A 20,848-nucleotide genomic window follows, 5' to 3' on the forward strand; every position below is an offset into this window, starting at 1 on the left:
GAGGGGAAGTTTCCGAATGTTGAAAGACGGAATGACCTATATGCATGAACATACAACGATAGACCTTTCCGAAGTAAAAAACAATGAGGATTGTAAGTTGGATGTATTTTCTGAAACCGTTAGAGAATTTAAAAGTTTATACGAAAAGGGCGTACGCAATATTGTGGATGTCACGAATATTGGAATGGGGAGAAATATTACATACGTTCAAAAAGTAGCAGAAGAAACAGGCATTAATATTGTCTTTTCAACTGGTTTCTACCAAGATACTTTTTACCCGATCCATGTGTTTCGCGAACCAAAAGAAAAGTTGGCAGAAAGAATGGTAATGGAGATTGTTGAAGGAATTAGAGGAACAGATGCTAAAGCCGAGCTGATCGGTGAAATTGGAACAAGTTACAATAAATGGACGGAAACCGAACAAAAAGTATTTGAAGCGGTTGTTGTGGCGCATAAGCAAACAAAAAAACCAATATCAACCCATACTTCCATAGGAACATTAGGGCATGAACAAGTAGAATTTTTCAAAAAACATGAAGTTGATTTAAACCGAGTGGTGATAGGGCATGTTGATTTATCAGGAGATGCCGATTATATATTGAAAATGCTGAGAGAAGGTGTGTATGTAGAATTCGATACAATAGGTAAAGAAAATTATATGCCTGATCGTGTTCGGGCAGAAATGTTGAAAAAGATACAGGCTAAAGGGTATATAGACAAGGTTCTGCTGTCTATGGACATCACCAGAAAATCACATTTGGTATATAAAGGCGGGGTGGGCTATTCATATTTGATAGACACGTTTATCCCTCTCTTGCAAACCTATGGAATAACTGATGAATCAATTGATAAGATGTTGATTAAAAATCCTCGCGCTTTTATGAAAGGGGAGAGTGAATGAGCATGGAAACTTATCCTCTATATAGTCTATCTATTGAAGAAGCCATGCATAGACAATTTAAGTTGGTTGATGTCATCACAAGACATTTTCGAGGAGAGGAATTGCTTTCACTTGGCGATTTAGGCGTTGTAAAAGGAATGAATAAACCGCGGTTCACAAAAAAAATAGAAGAGACACTAGCCGATTTCTTTGGCACAGAGAAAGCAATGTTAGTTCGTGGTGCAGGAACAGGGGCATTGAGATTTGGTTTTATGAGTTTTTTAAAGCCAGGTGACGAGATCCTTGTCCATGATGCACCTATATATCCAACAAGTAAAACAACGTTAGAGTCGATGGGGGTCTTGCCAATATACGCGGATTTTCACGATTCTGAACAAATAAAAAAAGCCATCCTCAAACACCCGAAGTTAAAAGGTGTATTGATTCAGCATACGAGGCAAAAAATAGATGACCATTATGATTTGGCTGAAACGATAAAAAAAATTCGTTCCATTCATTCTAGTCTAGTCATTATTACGGATGACAACTATGCTGCGATGAAAGCGGAAAAGGTTGGAGCGCAAGTCAAAGCCGATTTGTCCACCTTTTCATTGTTCAAGCTACTAGGTCCGGAAGGTATTGGAGTCATTTTAGGCAAAAATGATTTAATACAAAGAATAGAAAATTTAAACTATTCAGGCGGAAGCCAAGTTCAAGGTTATGAAGCTTTAGAAGCTTTAAGGGGCCTGGTATATGCGCCAGTTATGCTGGCAATTCAAGCAAGTGTCAATGATCAGTTAGTTCACTCGCTTAATAATGGAGCCATTAAAGGTGTTAAAAAGGCTTATTTGGCAAATGCACAATCAAAAGTCTTACTTGTAGAGTTTGTTAAACCAATTGCCGAAAAAGTGCTCCATCATGCTAATGAATTGGGAGCGGCACCCCATCCGGTAGGTGCTGAATCAAAATACGAGTTTGCACCAATGTTTTATAGAGTGTCTGGCACTTTTTTATCTGCAGATCCATCACTGGCCAAAAAAATGATCCGCATTAATCCATTAAGAAGCGGTCCTGAGACCATTTTAAGAATTCTAAACATATCCGTTCACCGAGCAACAGAAAATCTTAGTGTAAATCCTTCAATAGGGGATGATATAAATGAATAAAAGAGTCATTATCATAATATTAGACAGCTTAGGTGTCGGTTATATGGCAGATGCAAGCGATTATCACCCTTTAGACGTTGGCGCTAATACTTTCTATCACATACTTGATACGGTGCCTTCTTTAAACATTCCAAATCTCGAAAAATTGGGTATAAACAAAATCTTGCACCATCCTAAATTGAAAAATGTAGACCATATTGCCAGCTATGGTGTTTTGAACCTGATGCATCAAGGAGCAGACAGTTTTGAAGGGCATAATGAAATCATGGGGACAAAGCCAAAAAAGACATATTTAGCTCCTTTTGCAGAACATATCAATCATGTTAAACTCGCTTTGGAAGATCAGGGTTATAAAGTTAACATACCAAATTCAGATTTGCCGTATCTATTAGTAAACGATTTAGTAGTCGTGGCCGATAATATCGAAACAGATTACGGGCAAATTTATAATGTAAGCGCTCCGCTGGATTATATTCCGTTTGATGAAGTGTTGAAAATAGGAAGATGTGTCCGTCATCATGTTAAAGTAAATCGTGTGATTGTTCTTGGAGGAGAAAATGTAACACCCGAACACTTGCAGAGGTCAGTTGAAAGAAGAGAAGACGGATTAGTAGGAGTGAATTCGCCTAAATCTAATGTATACAAGCAAGGGTATCAAGTCCGTCACTTAGGTTTTGGTATCTCTCCCGAGAAGCAGTTGCCAACATTGGCGAAAAATGGGGGAATGGAAGTTTCTCTTATCGGAAAAATGCAGGACATCATTTATTGTAAAGGTGCAAATAGGTTTCCGGGTGTAGATACGGAACAAGTTATGAAGGATATTATACAGGAGATGGACCGTGTCAAAAAAGGAGTGATTGCTGCCACAGTACAAGAAACCGATTTAGCCGGACATGCACAGAATCCTGTGCGTTATGCGAATCGGATTGAAATGGTAGATCAATATTTGCCGGAAATTCTCCGGAAAATGACAGATCAGGATCTGCTGATGATTAGTGCAGATCACGGGAATGACCCTACGATCGGCCATAACCAACACACACGGGAAAAAACGTATTTGCTGGCTTATCACAAAAAGTTATCCCCCGCAAATATCGGGGAAAGAAAAACGCTATCCGACATTGCTGCAACTTCTGCTGATTATCTAGGGCTTCGCAATACTGAAAACGGCAGTTCATTCCTTCATTTAATGCAAAAAGGAAAAGAGGAGACAGACTGATGTTTTTGGAATCTACATTAAAATATAATAAAAAATTAATAGAAGCTGCATTGGATTTTCATCAGCGGGGAATCATTTCACCTAACACTTATGTATTAGATTTGGACACTGTCAAGAAAAATACAAAAGTTTTAAGCGAAAAAGCCAGAAAACAGGATATTGAACTATTTTTTATGACAAAGCAATTTGGCCGTAATCCGTTGGTAGCACAAGCTATCGCCGAAAGCGGAATTGACAAAGCGGTTGCTGTAGACCCGTGGGAGGCAATCACACTCAGCCAAAATGGAATCAAGATTGGGCATGTCGGACATCTTGTTCAAATACCTATTCATATGATTCCGGCTATATTAAAGCTTCATCCTGACTATGTTACGGTTTTCAGTCTTGCAAATGCTCGAAACATTAGTAGAGCAGCTAAGGAAATGGGAAGAAAACAAAAAGTGTTTTTACGTATCGCAAACAAAGAGGATTATATATATAAAGGTCAAGAGGGAGGGTTCACTTTTGAACAAATCGTTAAGGATATCGAATCGATTGAACAGTTAGAAGGAATTGAAATTGCAGGTTTAACAAGCTTTCCTTGTATATTGATTAAAGACGGCCTTCCAACAGTTACTCCGAATGTAACATCCATGCAAACCGTAAAATCTTTTTTAATGGAAAGAGGGTATAAAAGGCTTGAGATGAATATGCCAAGTGCAACATCTTGTGGAACAATCAAATTGTTGAAGGAAAATGGTGCAACTCAAGGCGAACCCGGTCATGCTTTAATTGGAACGACGCCCATTCATGCAACGAAAAAACTCGCAGAAAGACCTGCAATGGTATATGTAACTGAAGTATCCCACATATCTAATCATCATGCTTATGTTTTCGGCGGTGGATTCTATCCGCGTTCACATATGAAAGCGGCGCTGGTTGGAACAAACAAAAATCATCTTAAGAAGGTTCAAGCTATTGAAATGACACCTGATCATATTGATTATTATGGCGCATTAAACACAGTTGAAGCAAAAGTCGGCGATACGGCAATATTTGCTTTTCGTACACAAGTCTTTGTCACGAATGCGCATATTGCAATCTTAAAAAACGTTTCTGAAGATCCTGAACTTATCGGTGTATTTGATTCTAAAGGAAATGTAATCGAGTAAATGATCGTTATCAGCGGAATATCGGAGTTCTTGAATAATGGATTGTCTTACTGAGGTGTAGCGAAGATGCCTTGTCTTTTTGAAGTGCAGTTTAATACAGTAGTCCGTCTTGGACATGTTATTTTGCGGAAAGGAGAACGACGTGAAAATTATTCATGTATCAGGTTATGAAGAAATGAGTGAAAAATCAGCTGATTTAATGACTGAGCTCATTAACAATTCAAAAAATCCTGTTATCGGTTTTGCAACAGGTTCGACACCGCTAGGTTTGTATAAATGCCTGATCAAAAAGTATCGGCAAAAGGAAATATCATTTAAGAATGTTACTGCTTTTAATTTAGACGAGTACGTTGGACTGGCTAAAGAAAATAAAAACAGCTACCATTATTATATGAATGAAATATTATTCAAACATCTGGATATTAGGCAAAGGAATATCAATATTCCAAATGGGATGGCGGAAGATTTGGAACAAGAATGCATCAGTTACGACAGACTTGTTTCCGAAAAAGCAATTGACATACAAATATTAGGGATGGGATTGAATGGTCATATCGGTTTTAATGAACCGGGGACAAGCTTTAAAAGCAGAACCCATATCGTTGATTTGGATAAATCAACCCGGCAGGCAAATTCCCGGTTCTTTCGTTCCTTGGACGAAGTACCGACAAAGGCATTGACCATGGGAATTGAAACAATAATGGAAAGTAAGCGGATCCTTCTGCTCGTGTCTGGAAATGAAAAATCTGAAGCATTGGCACGGCTGCTGAACAGCACCCGTGTCTCCCAAGAGTTCCCTGCTTCAATTTTAAGGAAACATAATGATGTGATTGTGATGGCAGATGATGCGGCCTTAAATAAAATTCAATAACAGACATCGGCTGATGACATTAAAAAAATTTCAAGAGATCTCCTAGCGATCAATCAGTAAAAAACGACTGAATATAGCAAATTTCCACCCTGCTGGTAAGGAATTACATATACGCTTGTCCTCATATTATTTATTCGAACAGTTGAAAAGGGGAGAATAGAGGAAATTGAATAAATCCTCTAGGCGAGAGAAAGCTCCATCCTATAGAACCGACTGTCCATATTTATGATCCACAAAAAAAGCAGCCAAAGGGCTGCTTTTTTTAAAGCGTATCGCATTTTACGCCGACGACGCCGTCGATCGCTTTGATATCGTAATAGACATCGGTGACATACCGTTTCTTATGAACCATGATTTTCGTTTCCATGACCGGAAATTCATTATCGCGCATATCATCGATCCGGACGGAATGAATCCGGATTTTTTTCGCTTTCATTTCCTTGAGGATATCCGTCAGTTTATCCTTGTCATTCAGAGACATGCGGACGCGGATTTCTTTTTCCTGCAAGCGGTTCGGGCCGATTTTGCCGACGATCCATGGCAAAAACTCGACGCTGATTAAAATGAAAATGAGACTGACAAAAGCTTCTTTATAAAAGCCCGCTCCGATGGCGACGCCGAGGCCGGCTGCTCCCCAGATCATCGCTGAAGTGGTCAGGCCGGAAATGACGTCGTTGCTTTTGCGTAAGATCACGCCCGCTCCGATGAAGCCGATCCCCGATATGATTTGTGCGGGAAGCCGCAAAGGGTCCATCATAATTCTGTTCGACTTTGGAAAATGGTATGCCGCATCAATGCTGATCATTGTCAGAACACAGGAACTGATCGCAATCACGATGCACGTTTTTAAGCCGAGCGGCTTGTTTTTTAGCTCCCTTTCGAGACCGATGACCATTCCGATTAATGTTGCGATGCCAAGCTTCAACAGTGTTTCTGTTTCAATATGCCAATCCATGCCCATGATCTCCTTTCCGACAATATCTTATATGATTGATATGATTTTCTCACAGACGCTATGGATCGACAACTGTTTTTGAAGGGGATGTCGCGGAACCATTCATCAGCAAGAAAGCCCAATACTCCTACCATTATATTGCCGGTGTGGCATCAAAAGAATTCCGTCTGAGCAAAAAAGCCGCCGGATATCGCCCGGCGGCTTTCATTGCCTGATCATTTAAGAATGTTCTTCCTCATGCGTCTGTTCCATTTCTTCAAACATATCTCTTGCTTCTTTTGCCGGCTTGTTCGTGATCATGCTGACAGCGTAAACGACAATCAAGCTCAGGAAGAAACCAGGGATCATTTCATAGATTCCCGTCTTCTCCTGCAGACCGGTCAGAATGCAAATCAGCACGGTCACGGCTCCTGTGATCATACCGGCCAATGCGCCCCACTGGTTCATCCGCTTCCAGTACAAGCTGAGAAGGATGGCGGGTCCGAATGCGGAACCAAACCCGGCCCACGCATAGCCGACCAAATCAAGGATCGTGTTGTTCGGTGTCAGAGACAGAAGGATCGCGATGACGGCGACAAGCAGAACGCTCAGACGTCCGACAAGAACGAGTTCCTTATCCGTTGCTTTGCGCCGGAAAAACGTCCGGTAAAAATCTTCCGTCATGGCGCTTGATGTGACAAGCAGCTGGGAAGACACCGTACTCATAATCGCCGCGAGCAAAGCGGAAAGCAAAAATCCGGTAATCAGCGGATGGAATAATACTTTTGAGAACACGATAAAAATCGTTTCCGGATCTTTAAGCGCTGTACCTGTTTCATGGACATACGCTACACCGATCAGTCCGACAAGCAGTGCGCCGATTACGGAGATGATCATCCAGCCCATTGCGATGCGGCGCGCAGGCTTCAGCTCTTTTACGGATGAAATCGCCATAAAGCGGACGATAATATGCGGCTGACCGAAATAGCCCAGTCCCCAGGCGAGAAATGAAATAATGCTAATGACGGTCGTTCCTTTGAAGAAATCGAGCAAGCTTGGATTGATTTCTTCGATCACATTGAAAGTCGGCGTAATTCCGCCTAATTGAGTAAAGGCAACGATCGGCACGAGCACTAAAGCGATAAACATAATCAAACCTTGCACAAAGTCAGTGAGACTGACGGCCAAAAACCCTCCGAACAGCGTATAAGCAATCACGACTGCTGCCGTTAAGAAAAGACCCATTTTATAATCGAGGCCGAACGCCGTTTCAAACAGTCTTCCTCCGGACACCATACCCGCCGACGTGTACAGTGTGAAAAACACCATGATGACGATGGCTGATGCCAGGCGCAAGATTCTCGTCGTATCATTAAACCGATTTTCGAAAAAATCCGGAATTGTAATCGCATCGTTTGCTACTTCTGTATATGTGCGCAGCCGGGGAGCGACAACCAAGTAGTTCACATAAGCTCCGATTGTTAAACCGACGGCAAGCCAGGCGCTCGAAAGTCCTGTCACATACATGGCTCCGGGCAGTCCCATCAGCATCCATCCGCTCATGTCCGACGCGCCGGCCGATAAAGCCGTAACAGCAGGCCCAAGACCTCTGCCGCCGAGCATGTAGTCATTCAAATTGGATGTCTTTCTGTAGGAATACCAGCCGATTAAGAGCATCGCGGCAAAATAAATCCCTAACGAAATAAATATTTCAACACTCACGTTTCATATCTCTCCTCTTTAAAAATAATGTGGCATCACCTCTTTAAAATTTTCGACAATACTGACTTGCGGTACGAAGAAAATTGCAGGGCCCCCTCTTTGAAAAATCAAGTATTGGAATTAAGGCGCTGCCGATTAGATCGTACTTAGTTACCTAACCTATCAAACTATTCCCCATCAATCAACCGTGAAAAACATCCGATTTTATTGAAAAAGAGCGCGATGGTTCTGATAAGCATCATAATGAAAACGCTTACAAATATTATATAAAGTAAAAATATTCTGAATATTAGTGCGGGCTATTTTACTGAATTTTTCATGTGCGATAAAATAAAAGCCGCCTAATGGGGCGAAGATCGTGGTTTTGTTGATTTAGAAGGCTAAAATTTGATATGATCAGTATTATGACTAAGCGAGAATAACCTTGGAGGTGTTTTTAGTATGTCGCGTATTTCTATAGAAGAAGTAAAGCATGTCGCCCATCTTGCCAGACTGGCGATTACGGACGAAGAAGCGGCGATGTTTACCGAACAGCTTGACAGCATTATTTCATTTGCAGAAGAGCTGAACGAAGTCGATACAGAGAATGTTAAACCAACAACGCACGTATTGCAAATGAAGAATATCATGAGGGAAGATGTCCCTGATAAAGGCCTTCCGGTTGAAGACGTCGTCAAAAACGCGCCTGATCATAAAGACGGCTACATCCGCGTGCCGTCAATCTTGGACTGAATAAAGGAGGGAGCGAGAAAACATGTCACTGTTTGACCATAAAATATCTGAATTAAAACGTCTCATACATAATAAAGAGATCAGCATATCAGATTTAGTCGATGAATCTTACAAACGGATTCACGAAGTTGACGGAAAGGTACAAGCCTTTTTGCAGCTTGATGAAGAAAAAGCCCGCGCATACGCCAAAGAATTGGACGAAGCGCTAGATACCCGTGATGAGCACGGCCTTCTTTTCGGGATGCCGATCGGTATTAAGGACAATATCGTAACAAAGGATCTGCGGACAACGTGCGCAAGCAAAATTCTCGAGAACTTTGATCCGATCTATGATGCAACCGTTGTTGAGCGTCTTCACGAAGCTGAAGCCGTCACCATCGGAAAGCTGAACATGGATGAATTCGCGATGGGCTCTTCAACAGAAAACTCAGGCTTTAAAAAGACAAAAAACCCGTGGAATCTCGAAACTGTTCCGGGTGGATCAAGCGGAGGCTCTGCGGCTGCGGTTGCGGCCGGGGAAGTGCCGTTTTCACTTGGATCTGACACGGGCGGATCGATTCGCCAGCCGGCATCTTTCTGCGGCGTCGTCGGCTTAAAGCCTACATATGGACGCGTTTCCAGATACGGTCTTGTCGCATTTGCTTCTTCATTGGATCAAATCGGCCCGATCACAAGATCTGTCGAAGACAACGCCTACCTTCTTCAGGCGATTTCAGGCGTCGACAAAATGGATTCGACGAGCGCCAGCGTGGACGTGCCCGACTATCTGTCAGCGTTAACAGGCGACATTAAAGGACTTAAAATCGCCGTGCCGAAAGAATACCTCGGCGAAGGAGTGGGAGAAGAAGCGAGAAATTCCGTGCTTGAAGCGCTGAAAGTGCTCGAAAGCCTTGGCGCGACATGGGAAGAAGTATCGCTTCCGCACAGCAAATACGCGCTGGCGACTTACTACCTGCTTTCTTCATCTGAAGCGTCGGCAAACCTGGCGCGCTTCGACGGCATCCGCTACGGCTACCGCACGGACAATGCCGACAACCTGATCGACCTGTACAAACAAACGCGTTCCGAAGGATTCGGAAACGAAGTGAAACGCCGCATCATGCTCGGCACGTTCGCGCTCAGCTCAGGCTACTATGATGCGTACTATAAAAAAGCGCAAAAAGTCAGAACGCTGATCAAAAAGGACTTTGAAGACGTATTTGCAAACTATGACGTTATCATCGGACCGACAACGCCGACGCCGGCATTTAAAATCGGCGAAAAAACGAGCGATCCGCTGACCATGTACGCCAATGACATTCTGACGATTCCTGTCAACCTTGCGGGCGTACCGGGAATCAGCGTACCGTGCGGCTTGGCGAACGGCTTGCCGCTCGGCCTGCAAATCATCGGCAAACACTTTGACGAAAGCACAGTATACCGCGTCGCCCATGCATTCGAACAGGCGACAGACCACCATAAAGCAAAACCTGAACTGTAAGGGGTGAAAAAACATGAACTTTGAAACGGTAATCGGACTTGAAGTCCACGTGGAGCTCAAAACAAAATCGAAAATTTTCTCCAGTTCTCCAACGCCATTCGGCGCGGCGGCCAACACGCAGACAAGCGTTATCGACTTAGGCTATCCGGGTGTACTACCTGTGTTGAACAAAGAAGCCGTTAATTTCGCGATGAAAGCCGCGATGGCGCTCAACTGCGAAATTGCGACAGAAACGAAATTCGACCGGAAAAACTATTTCTACCCCGACAACCCGAAAGCTTATCAAATTTCTCAATTTGATAAACCGATCGGCGAAAACGGCTGGATCGAAATCGAAGTCGGCGGAAAAACGAAGCGCATCGGCATCACCCGCCTTCATTTGGAAGAGGATGCGGGAAAACTGACGCATACAGGCGACGGCTACTCCCTTGTCGACTATAACCGCCAGGGAACACCGCTCGTTGAAATCGTCTCCGAGCCCGATATCAGAACGCCTGAAGAAGCTTACGCCTACCTTGAAAAACTGAAATCAATCATTCAGTATACAGGCGTTTCCGATTGTAAGATGGAAGAGGGCTCGCTCCGCTGCGACGCCAACATCTCCCTCCGTCCGATCGGACAAGAGGAGTTCGGCACAAAGACAGAGCTGAAAAACCTGAACTCATTTGCCTTTGTTCAAAAAGGCCTTGAGCACGAAGAAAAACGCCAGGCGCAAGTTCTTTTGTCAGGCGGTGTCATTCAGCAGGAGACGCGCCGCTATGATGAAGCGTCCAAAACGACGATTTTGATGAGGGTCAAAGAGGGATCTGACGACTACCGCTACTTCCCTGAGCCTGATCTTGTCGAGCTTTACATTGACGATGAGTGGAAACAGCGCGTGAAAGACAGCATCCCTGAGCTTCCGGACGAGCGCCGCAAGCGCTACATCGAAGAGCTTGGCCTGCCTGCCTATGACGCGAAAGTGCTCACTTTGACAAAAGAAATGTCCGACTTCTTCGAAGCAGCCGTCGAAAAAGGCGCAGACGCGAAGCTGGCGTCGAACTGGCTGATGGGTGAAGTGTCGGCTTACTTGAACGCTCAGCAACAAGAGCTTGCGGATGTTGCGCTCACGCCTGAAGGCCTTGCAGGATTGGTCAAGCTGATCGAAAAAGGCACGATTTCATCGAAAATCGCGAAAAAGGTCTTCAAAGAATTGATCGAAAAAGGCGGAGACGCAGAAAAAATCGTCAAAGAAAAAGGCCTTGTGCAAATTTCTGACGAAGCGACGCTCAGAAAGCTTGTCACAGAAGCGCTCGACAACAATCCGCAATCGATCGAAGACTTTAAAAACGGAAAAGACCGTGCGATCGGCTTCCTTGTCGGCCAAATCATGAAAGCCTCAAAAGGACAAGCGAACCCGCCGATGGTCAACAAGCTTCTTCTTGAAGAGATTAATAAACGATAAAAAAACAGACTTATGCTACTTAAATGGAGGTCCTCATATTGGGGACCTTTTTTTATTTGTGTAAAGATGTAAATAAATAAAATTAAAATTTATTTGAACTTTATTTAGAGATATATTATCATTAATTTAAGTTTTGTTTTTAAATTTATTGATAAGAGGGGCTGTCTATGGAAAGAAAAGATGTACCCGAATGGATATTGGCTTTAGAAGAAGAGGATGTAGAATTTATTAAAAACTTTACGCTGAAATCTGGTTCGTTAAAAGAAATTGCAAAGAGTTATCAAGTATCCTATCCAACAGTTAGGGTTAGGTTGGATCGATTAATACAAAAAATTCAACTCATTGATGAATTGGAAAATGAGACTTTTGTTCATTTTATTAAACAGTTAGCTATCGATGATCAGATAAGTCTGGAAAATGCAAAGTTAATCATTGAGAAATATAAAAAAGAGCGGGGTGTTCATAAATGAATACTATATATATACTACTGATCGGATTTGCAATACTGGGAATTCAATATTTTTTATCGACCAGAAATCGTACTTTTTGGGGAGCTATACTGCCAACAGCTTATATCATTTTTCTCGTTGCATTATCCATTCATGAAGGAAAATCTTTCGCATCATTCTATCTTCCTCTTATTGGCGGACTGGCTTTATTGCTGGGGGAATGGATTAAAGGCAGAGAAGCTTTGAAAAAAAAGCAGGAAAGAGAAATGAGAGTTATGAAAGCCATGGATATTAAATAACAGGATCAGCCTCAAAAGGACAGAACAAGCTGCTTAAAAACCTTGAAGAATAAATTCTCCAAGGTTTTTTCATTATTCCACGACAGGCGTCAAAGAACCGCCGTCCCAGATGTCTCCCTTATTCAGCGTCCATGGATGAAGATAGAGGGCGCCCGCTCCCTTATTCACAGCAGGGCCCCACTCATCGTTCCACGCCAGGAAGTACGTCGTATTCGGGTATTTCTCTTTGATTGCATGGATAAACCGCGCGTAATCCAGCCCGCCGTTTGTCGTCTGTGGCCCGACCTCTGTAAAGGCAAACGGCTTGTTCAGAGATGTGAGCTGATCGTAGCCATCAATGGCGTACGGGTCATCAAAATAAGCGTCAAGCCCGACGATGTCAACATATGATGCGCCCGGATAAAAGTCTGTTTTAAAGTCTCTGTTGGCGTCAGGCGCATACACCCACAACAGATGATCCAAGCCTCTTGTCTTTGTCATATAGTCATAGATTTTCACATAGAGCCGTTTGTATAAGGAGATTCTCGCGCTGTCTTTTTGATTATATTGCGTCAGCCCCCACCAGAACCATTCGCCGTTCATTTCATGAAGGGGTCTGAACAGAACGGGCACGCCTTCATTTTCAAGCTCCTGGAGGCCATCGGCGATTTTGCTCAGCATCGTCTCAAGCCGTTTTCCTTCGGGTGTGGAAGAATCTAAAATTCTCTCATACTGGCTGTTTGAAATCTGAGTTTTATAATGACCCGAAGTAAACGCGGGGTTTGCGAGGTGCAGGCTGATTTGCGGAATGCCTCCGCTTTTCCAGTATGCGATCAAATCGCTGTTGCAGCTGTATTCAATCGTATCGGCGATCTCCTTCGGCTCCAGCCATCCTCTTGCATAATCGCAGCCGTATACGGCTGGCAGCTGTCCTGTTGCTTGTTTGATCCGGTCGGCTTCAGCCAGCGAAAATGTGTCAAGGCTGTATCCTCCGAATGCCCCGGACATCACTCGGTTTTCCGTCCGATTGGGCAGGTGGGCAAGCCAGTTCATCACCGCTTTCGTCGTCGGCTGGGCATTCGGATTCACCGGAGAAACGGTGTGTGCGTAGCTCGGCTGCGAAACGGCAAAAGCAAGGAGCAGCGCGAAGATGGAGCAAACGATGCTTTTTTTCACTAAGGTAAAACCCCCTAAAAATCTAGATTGTCTTAAGCGATCTTATTATACATGCTGTTTCCAAAATATTCATGGTCAGATCGTCGTATTGTAGGGAAATAAAAAAACAGCCATCAGGCTGTTTTATGAATGAAGGAAACGGGTGATCATTCCATATAGATGCTGGACATTGTCCTGATGCTCCAAATTTGTCAGCATGCCCTGGAGCACGGGGACGCGGGGCGAATCTTTTCTCAGCTCTTCCTCGATCACATCCAGTGTAATGAGAATGTCTTCCGGCAGCGCCGGCTGACGTTTGGCATCTTCAAGCTCCCGCAAAATCGTATGTTTATCGGCCGTACTGCCGGCGTTCCGGTAATAGCTGTACGTCCGTCCGGCCAGGATCGGCTGCTCCCCGTTTTGAACCATGCCATCAATCATGTCATCGATTCTTCTCATAATAAAATCCGCAAGTTCGTAAAAATCGATATCCAGTTCATTAAAGATAAACAAATTTTGATAAGACTGCACGATGCCTTGAACGATCACGGACAAGTCTGACAGATAGGGCTTCACAATGTCCCCGTAGGCTGCTGACAGCGCGTTTTTATACATCTCGTGGAATTTTTGGCTGACATTTTTAAAATATTCTTCGATCTTGCTGTTTTCCGGGATGCTGTGTTCGCTGATCATCACGAGAATAAAGTCGCGGTGCTCCTTGCTCTCACTGAATTGATAAGCAATCTGCTCCTTGAACGTTTCCTTCGGAGGAAAATTCTTTTGCTGAATGATCTTCATATTTTCCATCGTTCGATCGATATAATACTTAATGATCGCAAGCAAAAGCGCTTCTTTCGACTTGAAATGCAGGTAGAAAGCTCCTTTTGAGATGTTGCATTCATTGGCGATGTCCTGAATCGTTGTGGAAGCAAACCCGTTTTTCGCGAACAGGTGCAGGCCTGCTTTAATGATTTTTTCTTCTTTTTCTGTCATGAATGTACCCCTTTAACACTTCTTTAAAATTGAATAAATTTTAACATATATAAGTTGACGCTGTTTACTTTTGAAGTTTATTATTGTATAGAATGACCAGTCAGTCAATCTGTATTCTGAAAATGATATACACAATGGAGGTCGTAATGAATTCTATCATTAATTTTGTACTAAAGAACAAGTTCGCTGTGTGGCTGATGACGATTATTGTTACGGTTGCCGGCATTTATGCGGGTTTAAATATGAAGCAGGAATCAATTCCTGATGTAAACATGCCTTATTTGACCGTCAGCACGACATACCCCGGAGCCACTCCGAGCCAGGTAGCTGATGAAGTCACAAAGCCTGTTGAACAAGCCGTGCAAAACCTGGACGGCGTCAGCGTTGTGACGTCCACTTCGTATGAAAACGCATCATCGGTGATGATTGAATACGATTATGAAAAGGATATGGACAAAGCGAAGACGGAAGCCGCTGAAGCATTGGCGAATCTCGATCTGCCGGACAATGCGAAAGAGCCGAGCATTTCGCGCTACAGCATGAATTCCTTCCCGATCCTCGCGCTCAGCGTGTCCAGTGATAAAGACGATCTTCAAAGCTTGACGAAAAAAGTGGAAGACAGCCTCCTGACGAAGCTTGAAGGCCTTGAAGGCGTAGCTTCCGTTCAGCTTTCCGGACAGCAGGTTGAAGAAGTCGAATTTTCATTTAAAAAAGACAAATTGAAGCAATATGGGCTTGACGAGGATACAGTCAAGCAAGTGATTCAAGGATCTGATGTGACGACTCCGCTTGGGTTGTACACATTCGGCAAAGAAGAAAAATCGGTCGTCGTGAGCGGCGATATCGAAACAATTAAAGACTTGAAAAATATGAGAATTCCAGCGGCGTCTGCCGGAGGCGCAAGCGCGCAAGCCGGAGCGCAAAGTGCGCAAGCGGCCCAGGGCGCGCAGGCTCAAGCCGGAGCACAGAGCACCGGACAAGCTCAGCAAAGCGCGGGAATCCCGACGGTTAAGCTGTCTGACATCGCAACGATTAAAGATGTCAAAAAAGCCGAATCCATTTCACGAACCAATGGTAAAGACAGCATCGGCATCAGCGTCATTAAAGCAAACGACGCCAATACCGTCGAGGTAGCCGACAACGTAAAAGCTGAACTCGAACAATTCAAAAAAGACCACAAAGGTTTCAAATACAGCTCGACATACGATCAAGCCGAACCGATCACCGAGTCGGTCGAGACGATGCTGAGCAAAGCGATTTTCGGAGCGATCTTTGCGGTTGTGATCATTCTCTTATTCCTAAGGGATATTAAATCAACATTAATCTCGGTCATTTCGATTCCATTGTCATTGTTAATCGCACTGCTCGTCTTGAACCAGCTTGATATCACGCTCAATATCATGACGCTCGGCGCCATGACGGTCGCCATCGGACGGGTTGTCGACGACTCGATCGTCGTCATTGAAAACATTTACCGCCGCATGAGGCTGAAAGATGAGCCGCTGCGCGGAAAAGCGCTCGTGCGCGAAGCGACGAAGGAAATGTTCATGCCGATCATGTCATCAACGATCGTGACGATCGCGGTATTCCTGCCGCTCGCACTCGTCGGCGGTCAAATCGGCGAATTGTTCCTGCCGTTTGCCTTAACGATTGTATTCGCGCTTGCCGCATCCCTGCTGATCGCGATCACGCTCGTGCCGATGCTTGCGCACACCCTCTTCAAAAAGTCGTTGACAGGTGCGCCGGTGAAGGCGAAAGAACACAAGCCTGGGGTACTGGCCAACTTCTACAAAAAAGTGTTGAATTGGTCGCTCAGCCATAAATGGATCACTTCGATCATCGCGGTTCTAATGCTGGTCGGAAGCTTGTTCCTCGTGCCGCTAATCGGAGCGAGCTACTTGCCTGCTACAAAAGATAAAATGGTGCAAATCACATACACTCCTGAACCGGGAGAAACGAAAAAAGAAGCGGAAAAAGAAGCGCAAAAAGCTGAAAAAGTCCTATTGGACCGCAAACACGTCGATACGGTTCAATATACGTTAGGAGCGGGAAATCCGCTGATGGGCGGAAGCTCAAACGGCGCGTTGTTCTATATCAAATATGAGGAAGACACACCTGATTTTGATAGAGAAAAAGACAACGTCCTAAAAGACATTCAGAAGCAATCCAAACGCGGAGAATGGAAAACCCAGGATTTCAGCTCTTCAGGCAATAACAATCAGTTAACCTATTATGTGTACGGAGATTCAGAAAAAGAGATTAAAGGCACTGTAAAAGAGATCGAAAAGATTATGAAAGACCAAAAAGACCTGAAGAACGTAAACTCAGGCCTGTCCAGCACATATGACGAATTTACTTTTGTCGCTGACCAGGAGAAATTAAGCAAACTCGGGTTAACGGCATCACAGATTTCTCAGGCGCTCATGAAAGAAACATCGCAGGCGCCGCTTACAACCGTGAAAAAAGACGGAAAAGATCTTGATGTCACGATTAAAACAGAAGAAGAAACATATAAAAGCGTCAAAGATTTAGAAAACAAGAAAATCACAACTCCGACCGGCCAGGAAGTAAAAATCGGTGATGTCGCGAAAGTGAAAGAAGGCACGACATCTGACACGATTTCAAAACGCGACGGCAAAATCTATGCCGATGTCACGGCGGAAGTCACATCGGACAACGTCACAGCCGTATCAGTCGACGTACAGAAAAACATCGACAAGATCGAGCTGCCTGACAACGTCACAATCGATACAGGCGGCGTATCCGCTGATATCGAAGATTCCTTTACAAAACTCGGACTCGCGATGCTTGCGGCGGTCGCGATCGTCTACCTTGTGCTTGTGATTACATTCGGCGGAGCACTGGCGCCATTTGCGATCCTGTTCTCGCTGCCGTTTACGATTATCGGCGCCTTGGTGGGACTATACGTATCAGGAGAAACGATCAGCCTGAACGCAATGATCGGAATGCTGATGCTGATCGGAATCGTCGTCACAAACGCAATTGTCTTAATCGACCGCGTCATCCATAAGGAAGCGGAAGGGCTCTCAACGAGAGAAGCGCTCCTTGAAGCCGGCTCTACAAGGCTCCGTCCGATCCTGATGACGGCCATCGCCACAATCGGCGCCCTGATTCCATTGGCGCTCGGATTTGAAGGCGGCAGCCAGGTCATTTCAAAAGGACTCGGCGTCACCGTTATCGGCGGTTTGATCAGTTCGACGCTCCTTACCCTGCTGATCGTACCGATCGTATACGAAGTGCTGGCGAAATTCCGCCGGAAAAAACCGGGTATGAAAGAAGAGTAAGTCGATAAAACATGAACCCCTTGGAATGCTCCTTTCCAAGGGGTTTTTTCTTTGATGAGACGATCGTCGGTGTTTAACAAATATATCCTGTGTTATGCTTTGTTTAGAAAAGGCAACAGAGGAGGCACTGAATGGAATCGAAAGGAAACAACGAACCAAGCCCCAAAGCCGTAAAGCGGCTTACCTGGATCATACCGATCGTGTTGATCGGAGTCATTTTTCTCTTGAAAAATATAAGAAACCCTGTGACTGATGTTTTATTTTATATTGTATGTGCAGGTGTTATCGCCTTAGTCATTTTCAGCATCATGAAAGAGACAAAAAGCAGATGAAAGCATGTTATGAGCTTGTCGATAAAGGTTGAAATGTCTTCATCGACAAGCTTTTTTAATGCTGCTGATTTCGTTCTCCAGCCCCGCAAAGAAGCGGTTAATCATGCGGATTGATTACCGCCAGCAGCTGATGGTCTTCCCATTTTCCGTTGATCTTAACGTTTTTCCGGGCGATGCCTTCTTTGTGAAAGCCCGCCTTCTCCAGCACCCGGATTGAGGCAAGATTACGGGGCATGACGCCGGCTTCGATGCGATGGAGCTTGAGATCGTGAAATGCGAACTCGACCATCAGCCTGACGGCTTCTGTCGTGTAGCCTTTGCCGTTGTGCTTCTGATCCAAAAAATAGCCGATGAAGGCGCTTTGCAAGGAACCGCGCAGCACTTGGAAAAGGTTGATCGTTCCGATCAGCGCATCGTTTGCAGAATCAAAGATGCCAAAATAGTAATCTTCGTCATTCTGCATATTTTCATATAATCTTTGAAGCCTCTTCTGTTGTCCTTCGATTGTATAAAACTCTTCGTTCCGCTCCATTGAAAACTGTTCAAAAAACGGGCGGTTTGCGTTCTGCAATTCGAGGCAAGCCTCGGCGTCTTCAGCCGTGAGCGGCCTGATGTAAATGTTTGTCCCTTTTTTGATCATGGAAAGTCTCCTTTTATAAAGATGGAATGCGATCGGCTTTTTTCATCAATGCTTCAAAATACGCAAAAAACTGATCCCTATCGACTTGATCGACGACTTTGACCATTCTGCCGCAAGGATGCTCTTCTGTCGTTCCTTGGCGCGGGCTTTCCGTATGGACAACCGCCTTGACGCTGCGCGAGCGTGTCATATCGACTGTGCCGAGCGTCAGTGTTGTCAGCACATCCCAAAGGTAGTATGTCGAATTCGTCTCGTTATGGACAAGCGGCGGACACATCGCATAGCACTGGCCGATAAAATCGATCCCGACATGCTTTCTGAGGCTCGCCCAATGGGAGCGGATATCATTTGTCAATGGCACTTGGTTCGTGCTTTCAAGCGCGACCATTTCGATCTGAATATCGCGTTCGAACACCGTCTTGACGCTGTAAGGGTCCCAAAAGGCGTTCCATTCCGCCGTCCCGTCGTGCTCAGGCTCTTCCACATTTCCTTTCTCAAGGAAAGTGCCGCCCATCCAGACAAGTTTGGCAATGTGCTTGATGATCGCCGGTTCTTCCTCAAGCGCCCTCGCCAAGTCTGTCAGCGGGCCGGTGAACAGCAGCGTCACCGGTTCGGGGCTCTGTTTGACGCATTCAATGAGATGAAGGTGGGCGGGCAGGTCTGACACCGGGGTCCGGACTTCGCCTTTTTCATTTAAAAGCGGCAGGGCGTCGACATAAAAAGCGTGCATGCGCCACTCCTTCGGGAACGGATGCACCCCTCTCGAATCGGATGCCGCAGTCTCGACCTGGTACGAACCGAAGCGGTCAATGATTTTTCGGCTGGCACTGAGAGCCGGCTCCAAATAGCAATCCGCCGGTATGACGGATGTTCCGATCAATTTGACATCTTCCATCTGCAATAGCAGAAATAAAGAGACGAGATCATCGACGCCTCCGTCATGGTTAAAATAAACGGGCTTTTTCACAGCAACATCTCCTTTTTTCTTAATATTAATTATTTTACATCAATTAGATCCCGAAGTCTTTTTTACCATGAATTAGGGCATTTTATCTAAAATTAAACAAATAATAAAACCCATTTTGTTGCGATTTTTTCAACAACTAGTATAATTAAAGGTTGTTGGTAAAGAAATGATACGGATACTCTAATAGGATGATGAAAACATGAAACGTGCACGAATCATATACAATCCGACTTCCGGACGCGAAATTTTCAAAAAAAACCTTGCCCAAGTTCTGCAGAAATTCGAGCAGGCAGGCTATGAAACGTCTTGCCATGCGACAACAGGGGAAGGGGATGCCGTACAGGCCGCCAGAAACGCCGCTGAGCGGGAATTTGACTTGATTGTTGCGGCCGGAGGAGACGGCACATTAAATGAAGTCATCAACGGACTGGCGCCGTTGGAACACCGTCCCAAGCTCGGAGTCATTCCGGTCGGAACGACGAATGACTTTGCGAGAGCGCTCGGCATTCCGCGCGAGGATATTTTAAAGGCGGTAAACACAATACTAGAGGGAGAAGCCCGTCCGATTGACATCGGCCGCGTCAACGGCCAATATTTCATTAATATTGCCGGCGGCGGACGCCTCACCGAACTGACATATGACGTACCAAGCAAATTGAAGACGATGCTCGGCCACCTTGCCTATTATTTGAAAGGAATGGAAATGCTCCTTCCTTCGCTAAGGCCGACCGAGGTTGAAATCGAATACGACGGCAAGCTGTTTGAAGGAGAAGTGATGCTGTTTCTCGTTATGCTGACGAACTCCGTCGGCGGCTTTGAGAAGCTCGCTCCAGACTCAAGCTTGAACGATGGCATGTTTGACCTCGTTATTTTAAAACGGGCAAACCTCGCCGAATTCATCAGACTTGTCGGACTTGCCCTCCGCGGCGAACATATCAATGACGAGCATATCATCTACACGAAAGCGAACCGCGTCAAAGTAACGGTCAAAGACAAAATGCTCCTCAACCTTGACGGCGAATACGGCGGCGAACTGCCGGGCGAATTCGAAAACCTCTACCGCCATATCGATGTCGTCATGTCAAAAGAAAAAGCGAGAAAATTGGATGATTGAACTTGGTCTAAAGAGC

Annotated in this window: 19 protein-coding genes; 13 read left to right on the top strand and 6 right to left on the bottom strand. The window is 44.8% G+C overall.

Annotated features, from left to right (window positions below; translation table 11 throughout):
* The first annotated feature begins 16 nt into the window (after positions 1-16).
* From MHB72_RS03790 to nagB, 5 genes are all read left to right on the top strand, one after another.
* Positions 17-901, top strand: coding sequence for a phosphotriesterase family protein (locus MHB72_RS03790; RefSeq protein ID WP_020450459.1), 885 nt, complete (start codon positions 17-19; stop codon positions 899-901).
* Positions 898-2,046, top strand: a complete 1,149-nt coding sequence (locus tag MHB72_RS03795) for an aminotransferase class V-fold PLP-dependent enzyme (RefSeq protein ID WP_020450460.1) — start codon at positions 898-900, stop codon at positions 2,044-2,046. Before MHB72_RS03790 ends, MHB72_RS03795 begins: the two co-directional genes overlap by 4 nt.
* Positions 2,039-3,265, top strand: a complete 1,227-nt coding sequence (locus MHB72_RS03800; protein WP_216921222.1) for a phosphopentomutase — start codon at positions 2,039-2,041, stop codon at positions 3,263-3,265. The genes MHB72_RS03795 and MHB72_RS03800 overlap by 8 nt, the downstream gene beginning before the upstream one ends.
* A complete protein-coding gene (locus MHB72_RS03805) occupies positions 3,265-4,416 on the top strand; it encodes a YhfX family PLP-dependent enzyme (protein ID WP_026578931.1) in 1,152 nt (383 codons plus the stop codon). The genes MHB72_RS03800 and MHB72_RS03805 overlap by 1 nt, the downstream gene beginning before the upstream one ends.
* 142 nt (positions 4,417-4,558) lie before the next feature.
* Positions 4,559-5,287 (top strand): glucosamine-6-phosphate deaminase, encoded by a 729-nt coding sequence (nagB, locus tag MHB72_RS03810; RefSeq protein WP_020450463.1) that lies wholly within the window; start codon positions 4,559-4,561, stop codon positions 5,285-5,287.
* A 262-nt stretch (positions 5,288-5,549) separates the two neighbouring features.
* Here nagB and MHB72_RS03815 read toward each other — a convergent pair whose 3' ends face one another.
* Positions 5,550-6,242 (bottom strand): MgtC/SapB family protein, encoded by a 693-nt coding sequence (locus MHB72_RS03815; RefSeq protein ID WP_020450464.1) that lies wholly within the window; start codon positions 6,240-6,242, stop codon positions 5,550-5,552.
* Between the two features lie 219 nt (positions 6,243-6,461).
* Entirely contained in the window at positions 6,462-7,943 is a 1,482-nt protein-coding gene (gene putP, locus MHB72_RS03820) for a sodium/proline symporter PutP (protein WP_026578929.1), read from the bottom strand.
* A gap of 441 nt (positions 7,944-8,384) precedes the next feature.
* Between putP and gatC the strand changes: the two genes are divergently transcribed.
* The 5 genes from gatC to MHB72_RS03845 all read left to right on the top strand — a co-directional run bounded on the left by gatC (position 8,385) and on the right by MHB72_RS03845 (position 12,347).
* A complete protein-coding gene (gatC, locus tag MHB72_RS03825; RefSeq protein ID WP_003179590.1) occupies positions 8,385-8,675 on the top strand; it encodes an Asp-tRNA(Asn)/Glu-tRNA(Gln) amidotransferase subunit GatC in 291 nt (96 codons plus the stop codon).
* Between the two features lie 22 nt (positions 8,676-8,697).
* Positions 8,698-10,155, top strand: a complete 1,458-nt coding sequence (gene gatA / locus MHB72_RS03830) for an Asp-tRNA(Asn)/Glu-tRNA(Gln) amidotransferase subunit GatA (protein WP_039073299.1) — start codon at positions 8,698-8,700, stop codon at positions 10,153-10,155.
* 13 nt (positions 10,156-10,168) lie between these two features.
* Positions 10,169-11,599 (top strand): Asp-tRNA(Asn)/Glu-tRNA(Gln) amidotransferase subunit GatB, encoded by a 1,431-nt coding sequence (gene gatB, locus MHB72_RS03835; protein WP_020450467.1) that lies wholly within the window; start codon positions 10,169-10,171, stop codon positions 11,597-11,599.
* Between the two features lie 167 nt (positions 11,600-11,766).
* Positions 11,767-12,069 carry a DUF2089 family protein gene (locus tag MHB72_RS03840; protein ID WP_020450468.1) on the top strand — a complete coding sequence of 101 codons (303 nt, stop codon included), beginning with the start codon at positions 11,767-11,769 and terminating at the stop codon, positions 12,067-12,069.
* Positions 12,066-12,347 carry a hypothetical protein gene (locus tag MHB72_RS03845; protein ID WP_020450469.1) on the top strand — a complete coding sequence of 94 codons (282 nt, stop codon included), beginning with the start codon at positions 12,066-12,068 and terminating at the stop codon, positions 12,345-12,347. Before MHB72_RS03840 ends, MHB72_RS03845 begins: the two co-directional genes overlap by 4 nt.
* Positions 12,348-12,419: 72 nt before the next feature.
* On the opposite strand, the gene MHB72_RS03850 is transcribed toward MHB72_RS03845, so the two are convergent.
* Entirely contained in the window at positions 12,420-13,502 is a 1,083-nt protein-coding gene (locus MHB72_RS03850) for a glycoside hydrolase family 26 protein (RefSeq protein ID WP_035399612.1), read from the bottom strand.
* A 123-nt stretch (positions 13,503-13,625) separates the two neighbouring features.
* The gene (locus MHB72_RS03855) at positions 13,626-14,474 is read right to left on the bottom strand and encodes a TetR/AcrR family transcriptional regulator (protein ID WP_216921220.1); all 849 of its coding nucleotides are present in this window, start codon (positions 14,472-14,474) and stop codon (positions 13,626-13,628) included.
* A 146-nt stretch (positions 14,475-14,620) separates the two neighbouring features.
* On the opposite strand from MHB72_RS03855, the gene MHB72_RS03860 reads away from it, so the two are divergent.
* Together MHB72_RS03860 and MHB72_RS03865 are read left to right on the top strand one after the other, a co-directional pair.
* On the top strand, positions 14,621-17,779 hold the full coding sequence (locus MHB72_RS03860; RefSeq protein WP_216921218.1) for an efflux RND transporter permease subunit: 3,159 nt from the start codon (positions 14,621-14,623) through the stop codon (positions 17,777-17,779).
* A 131-nt stretch (positions 17,780-17,910) separates the two neighbouring features.
* Positions 17,911-18,111: a hypothetical protein gene (locus MHB72_RS03865; protein WP_020450473.1), complete on the top strand. Its 201-nt coding sequence runs from the start codon at positions 17,911-17,913 to the stop codon at positions 18,109-18,111.
* Between the two features lie 97 nt (positions 18,112-18,208).
* Here MHB72_RS03865 and MHB72_RS03870 read toward each other — a convergent pair whose 3' ends face one another.
* Positions 18,209-18,751 (bottom strand): GNAT family N-acetyltransferase, encoded by a 543-nt coding sequence (locus MHB72_RS03870; RefSeq protein WP_216921215.1) that lies wholly within the window; start codon positions 18,749-18,751, stop codon positions 18,209-18,211.
* A gap of 13 nt (positions 18,752-18,764) precedes the next feature.
* Complete coding sequence (locus MHB72_RS03875; protein WP_026578925.1) at positions 18,765-19,718, bottom strand: nucleoside hydrolase; 954 nt, start codon at positions 19,716-19,718, stop codon at positions 18,765-18,767.
* A 199-nt stretch (positions 19,719-19,917) separates the two neighbouring features.
* On the opposite strand from MHB72_RS03875, the gene MHB72_RS03880 reads away from it, so the two are divergent.
* On the top strand, positions 19,918-20,832 hold the full coding sequence (locus MHB72_RS03880) for a diacylglycerol kinase (RefSeq protein ID WP_023855610.1): 915 nt from the start codon (positions 19,918-19,920) through the stop codon (positions 20,830-20,832).
* The last annotated feature ends 16 nt before the right edge of the window (positions 20,833-20,848 follow it).

The sequence above is a fragment of the Bacillus sp. FSL K6-1284 genome, assembly GCF_038002625.1.
GTDB classification, from domain to species: domain Bacteria; phylum Bacillota; class Bacilli; order Bacillales; family Bacillaceae; genus Bacillus; species Bacillus paralicheniformis.

Excerpts from the sequence above, each read along its gene's own strand:
- MHB72_RS03790 (WP_020450459.1), top strand. The coding sequence starts at position 17 with ATGTTGAAAGACGGAATGACCTATATGCATGAACATACAACGATAGAC.
- MHB72_RS03795 (WP_020450460.1), top strand. The coding sequence starts at position 898 with ATGAGCATGGAAACTTATCCTCTATATAGTCTATCTATTGAAGAAGCC.
- MHB72_RS03800 (WP_216921222.1), top strand. The coding sequence starts at position 2,039 with ATGAATAAAAGAGTCATTATCATAATATTAGACAGCTTAGGTGTCGGT.
- MHB72_RS03805 (WP_026578931.1), top strand. The coding sequence starts at position 3,265 with ATGTTTTTGGAATCTACATTAAAATATAATAAAAAATTAATAGAAGCT.
- MHB72_RS03815 (WP_020450464.1), bottom strand. The coding sequence starts at position 6,242 with ATGGATTGGCATATTGAAACAGAAACACTGTTGAAGCTTGGCATCGCA.
- gatC (WP_003179590.1), top strand. The coding sequence starts at position 8,385 with ATGTCGCGTATTTCTATAGAAGAAGTAAAGCATGTCGCCCATCTTGCC.
- gatA (WP_039073299.1), top strand. The coding sequence starts at position 8,698 with ATGTCACTGTTTGACCATAAAATATCTGAATTAAAACGTCTCATACAT.
- gatB (WP_020450467.1), top strand. The coding sequence starts at position 10,169 with ATGAACTTTGAAACGGTAATCGGACTTGAAGTCCACGTGGAGCTCAAA.
- MHB72_RS03840 (WP_020450468.1), top strand. The coding sequence starts at position 11,767 with ATGGAAAGAAAAGATGTACCCGAATGGATATTGGCTTTAGAAGAAGAG.
- MHB72_RS03845 (WP_020450469.1), top strand. The coding sequence starts at position 12,066 with ATGAATACTATATATATACTACTGATCGGATTTGCAATACTGGGAATT.
- MHB72_RS03855 (WP_216921220.1), bottom strand. The coding sequence starts at position 14,474 with ATGACAGAAAAAGAAGAAAAAATCATTAAAGCAGGCCTGCACCTGTTC.
- MHB72_RS03860 (WP_216921218.1), top strand. The coding sequence starts at position 14,621 with ATGAATTCTATCATTAATTTTGTACTAAAGAACAAGTTCGCTGTGTGG.
- MHB72_RS03865 (WP_020450473.1), top strand. The coding sequence starts at position 17,911 with ATGGAATCGAAAGGAAACAACGAACCAAGCCCCAAAGCCGTAAAGCGG.
- MHB72_RS03870 (WP_216921215.1), bottom strand. The coding sequence starts at position 18,751 with ATGATCAAAAAAGGGACAAACATTTACATCAGGCCGCTCACGGCTGAA.
- MHB72_RS03880 (WP_023855610.1), top strand. The coding sequence starts at position 19,918 with ATGAAACGTGCACGAATCATATACAATCCGACTTCCGGACGCGAAATT.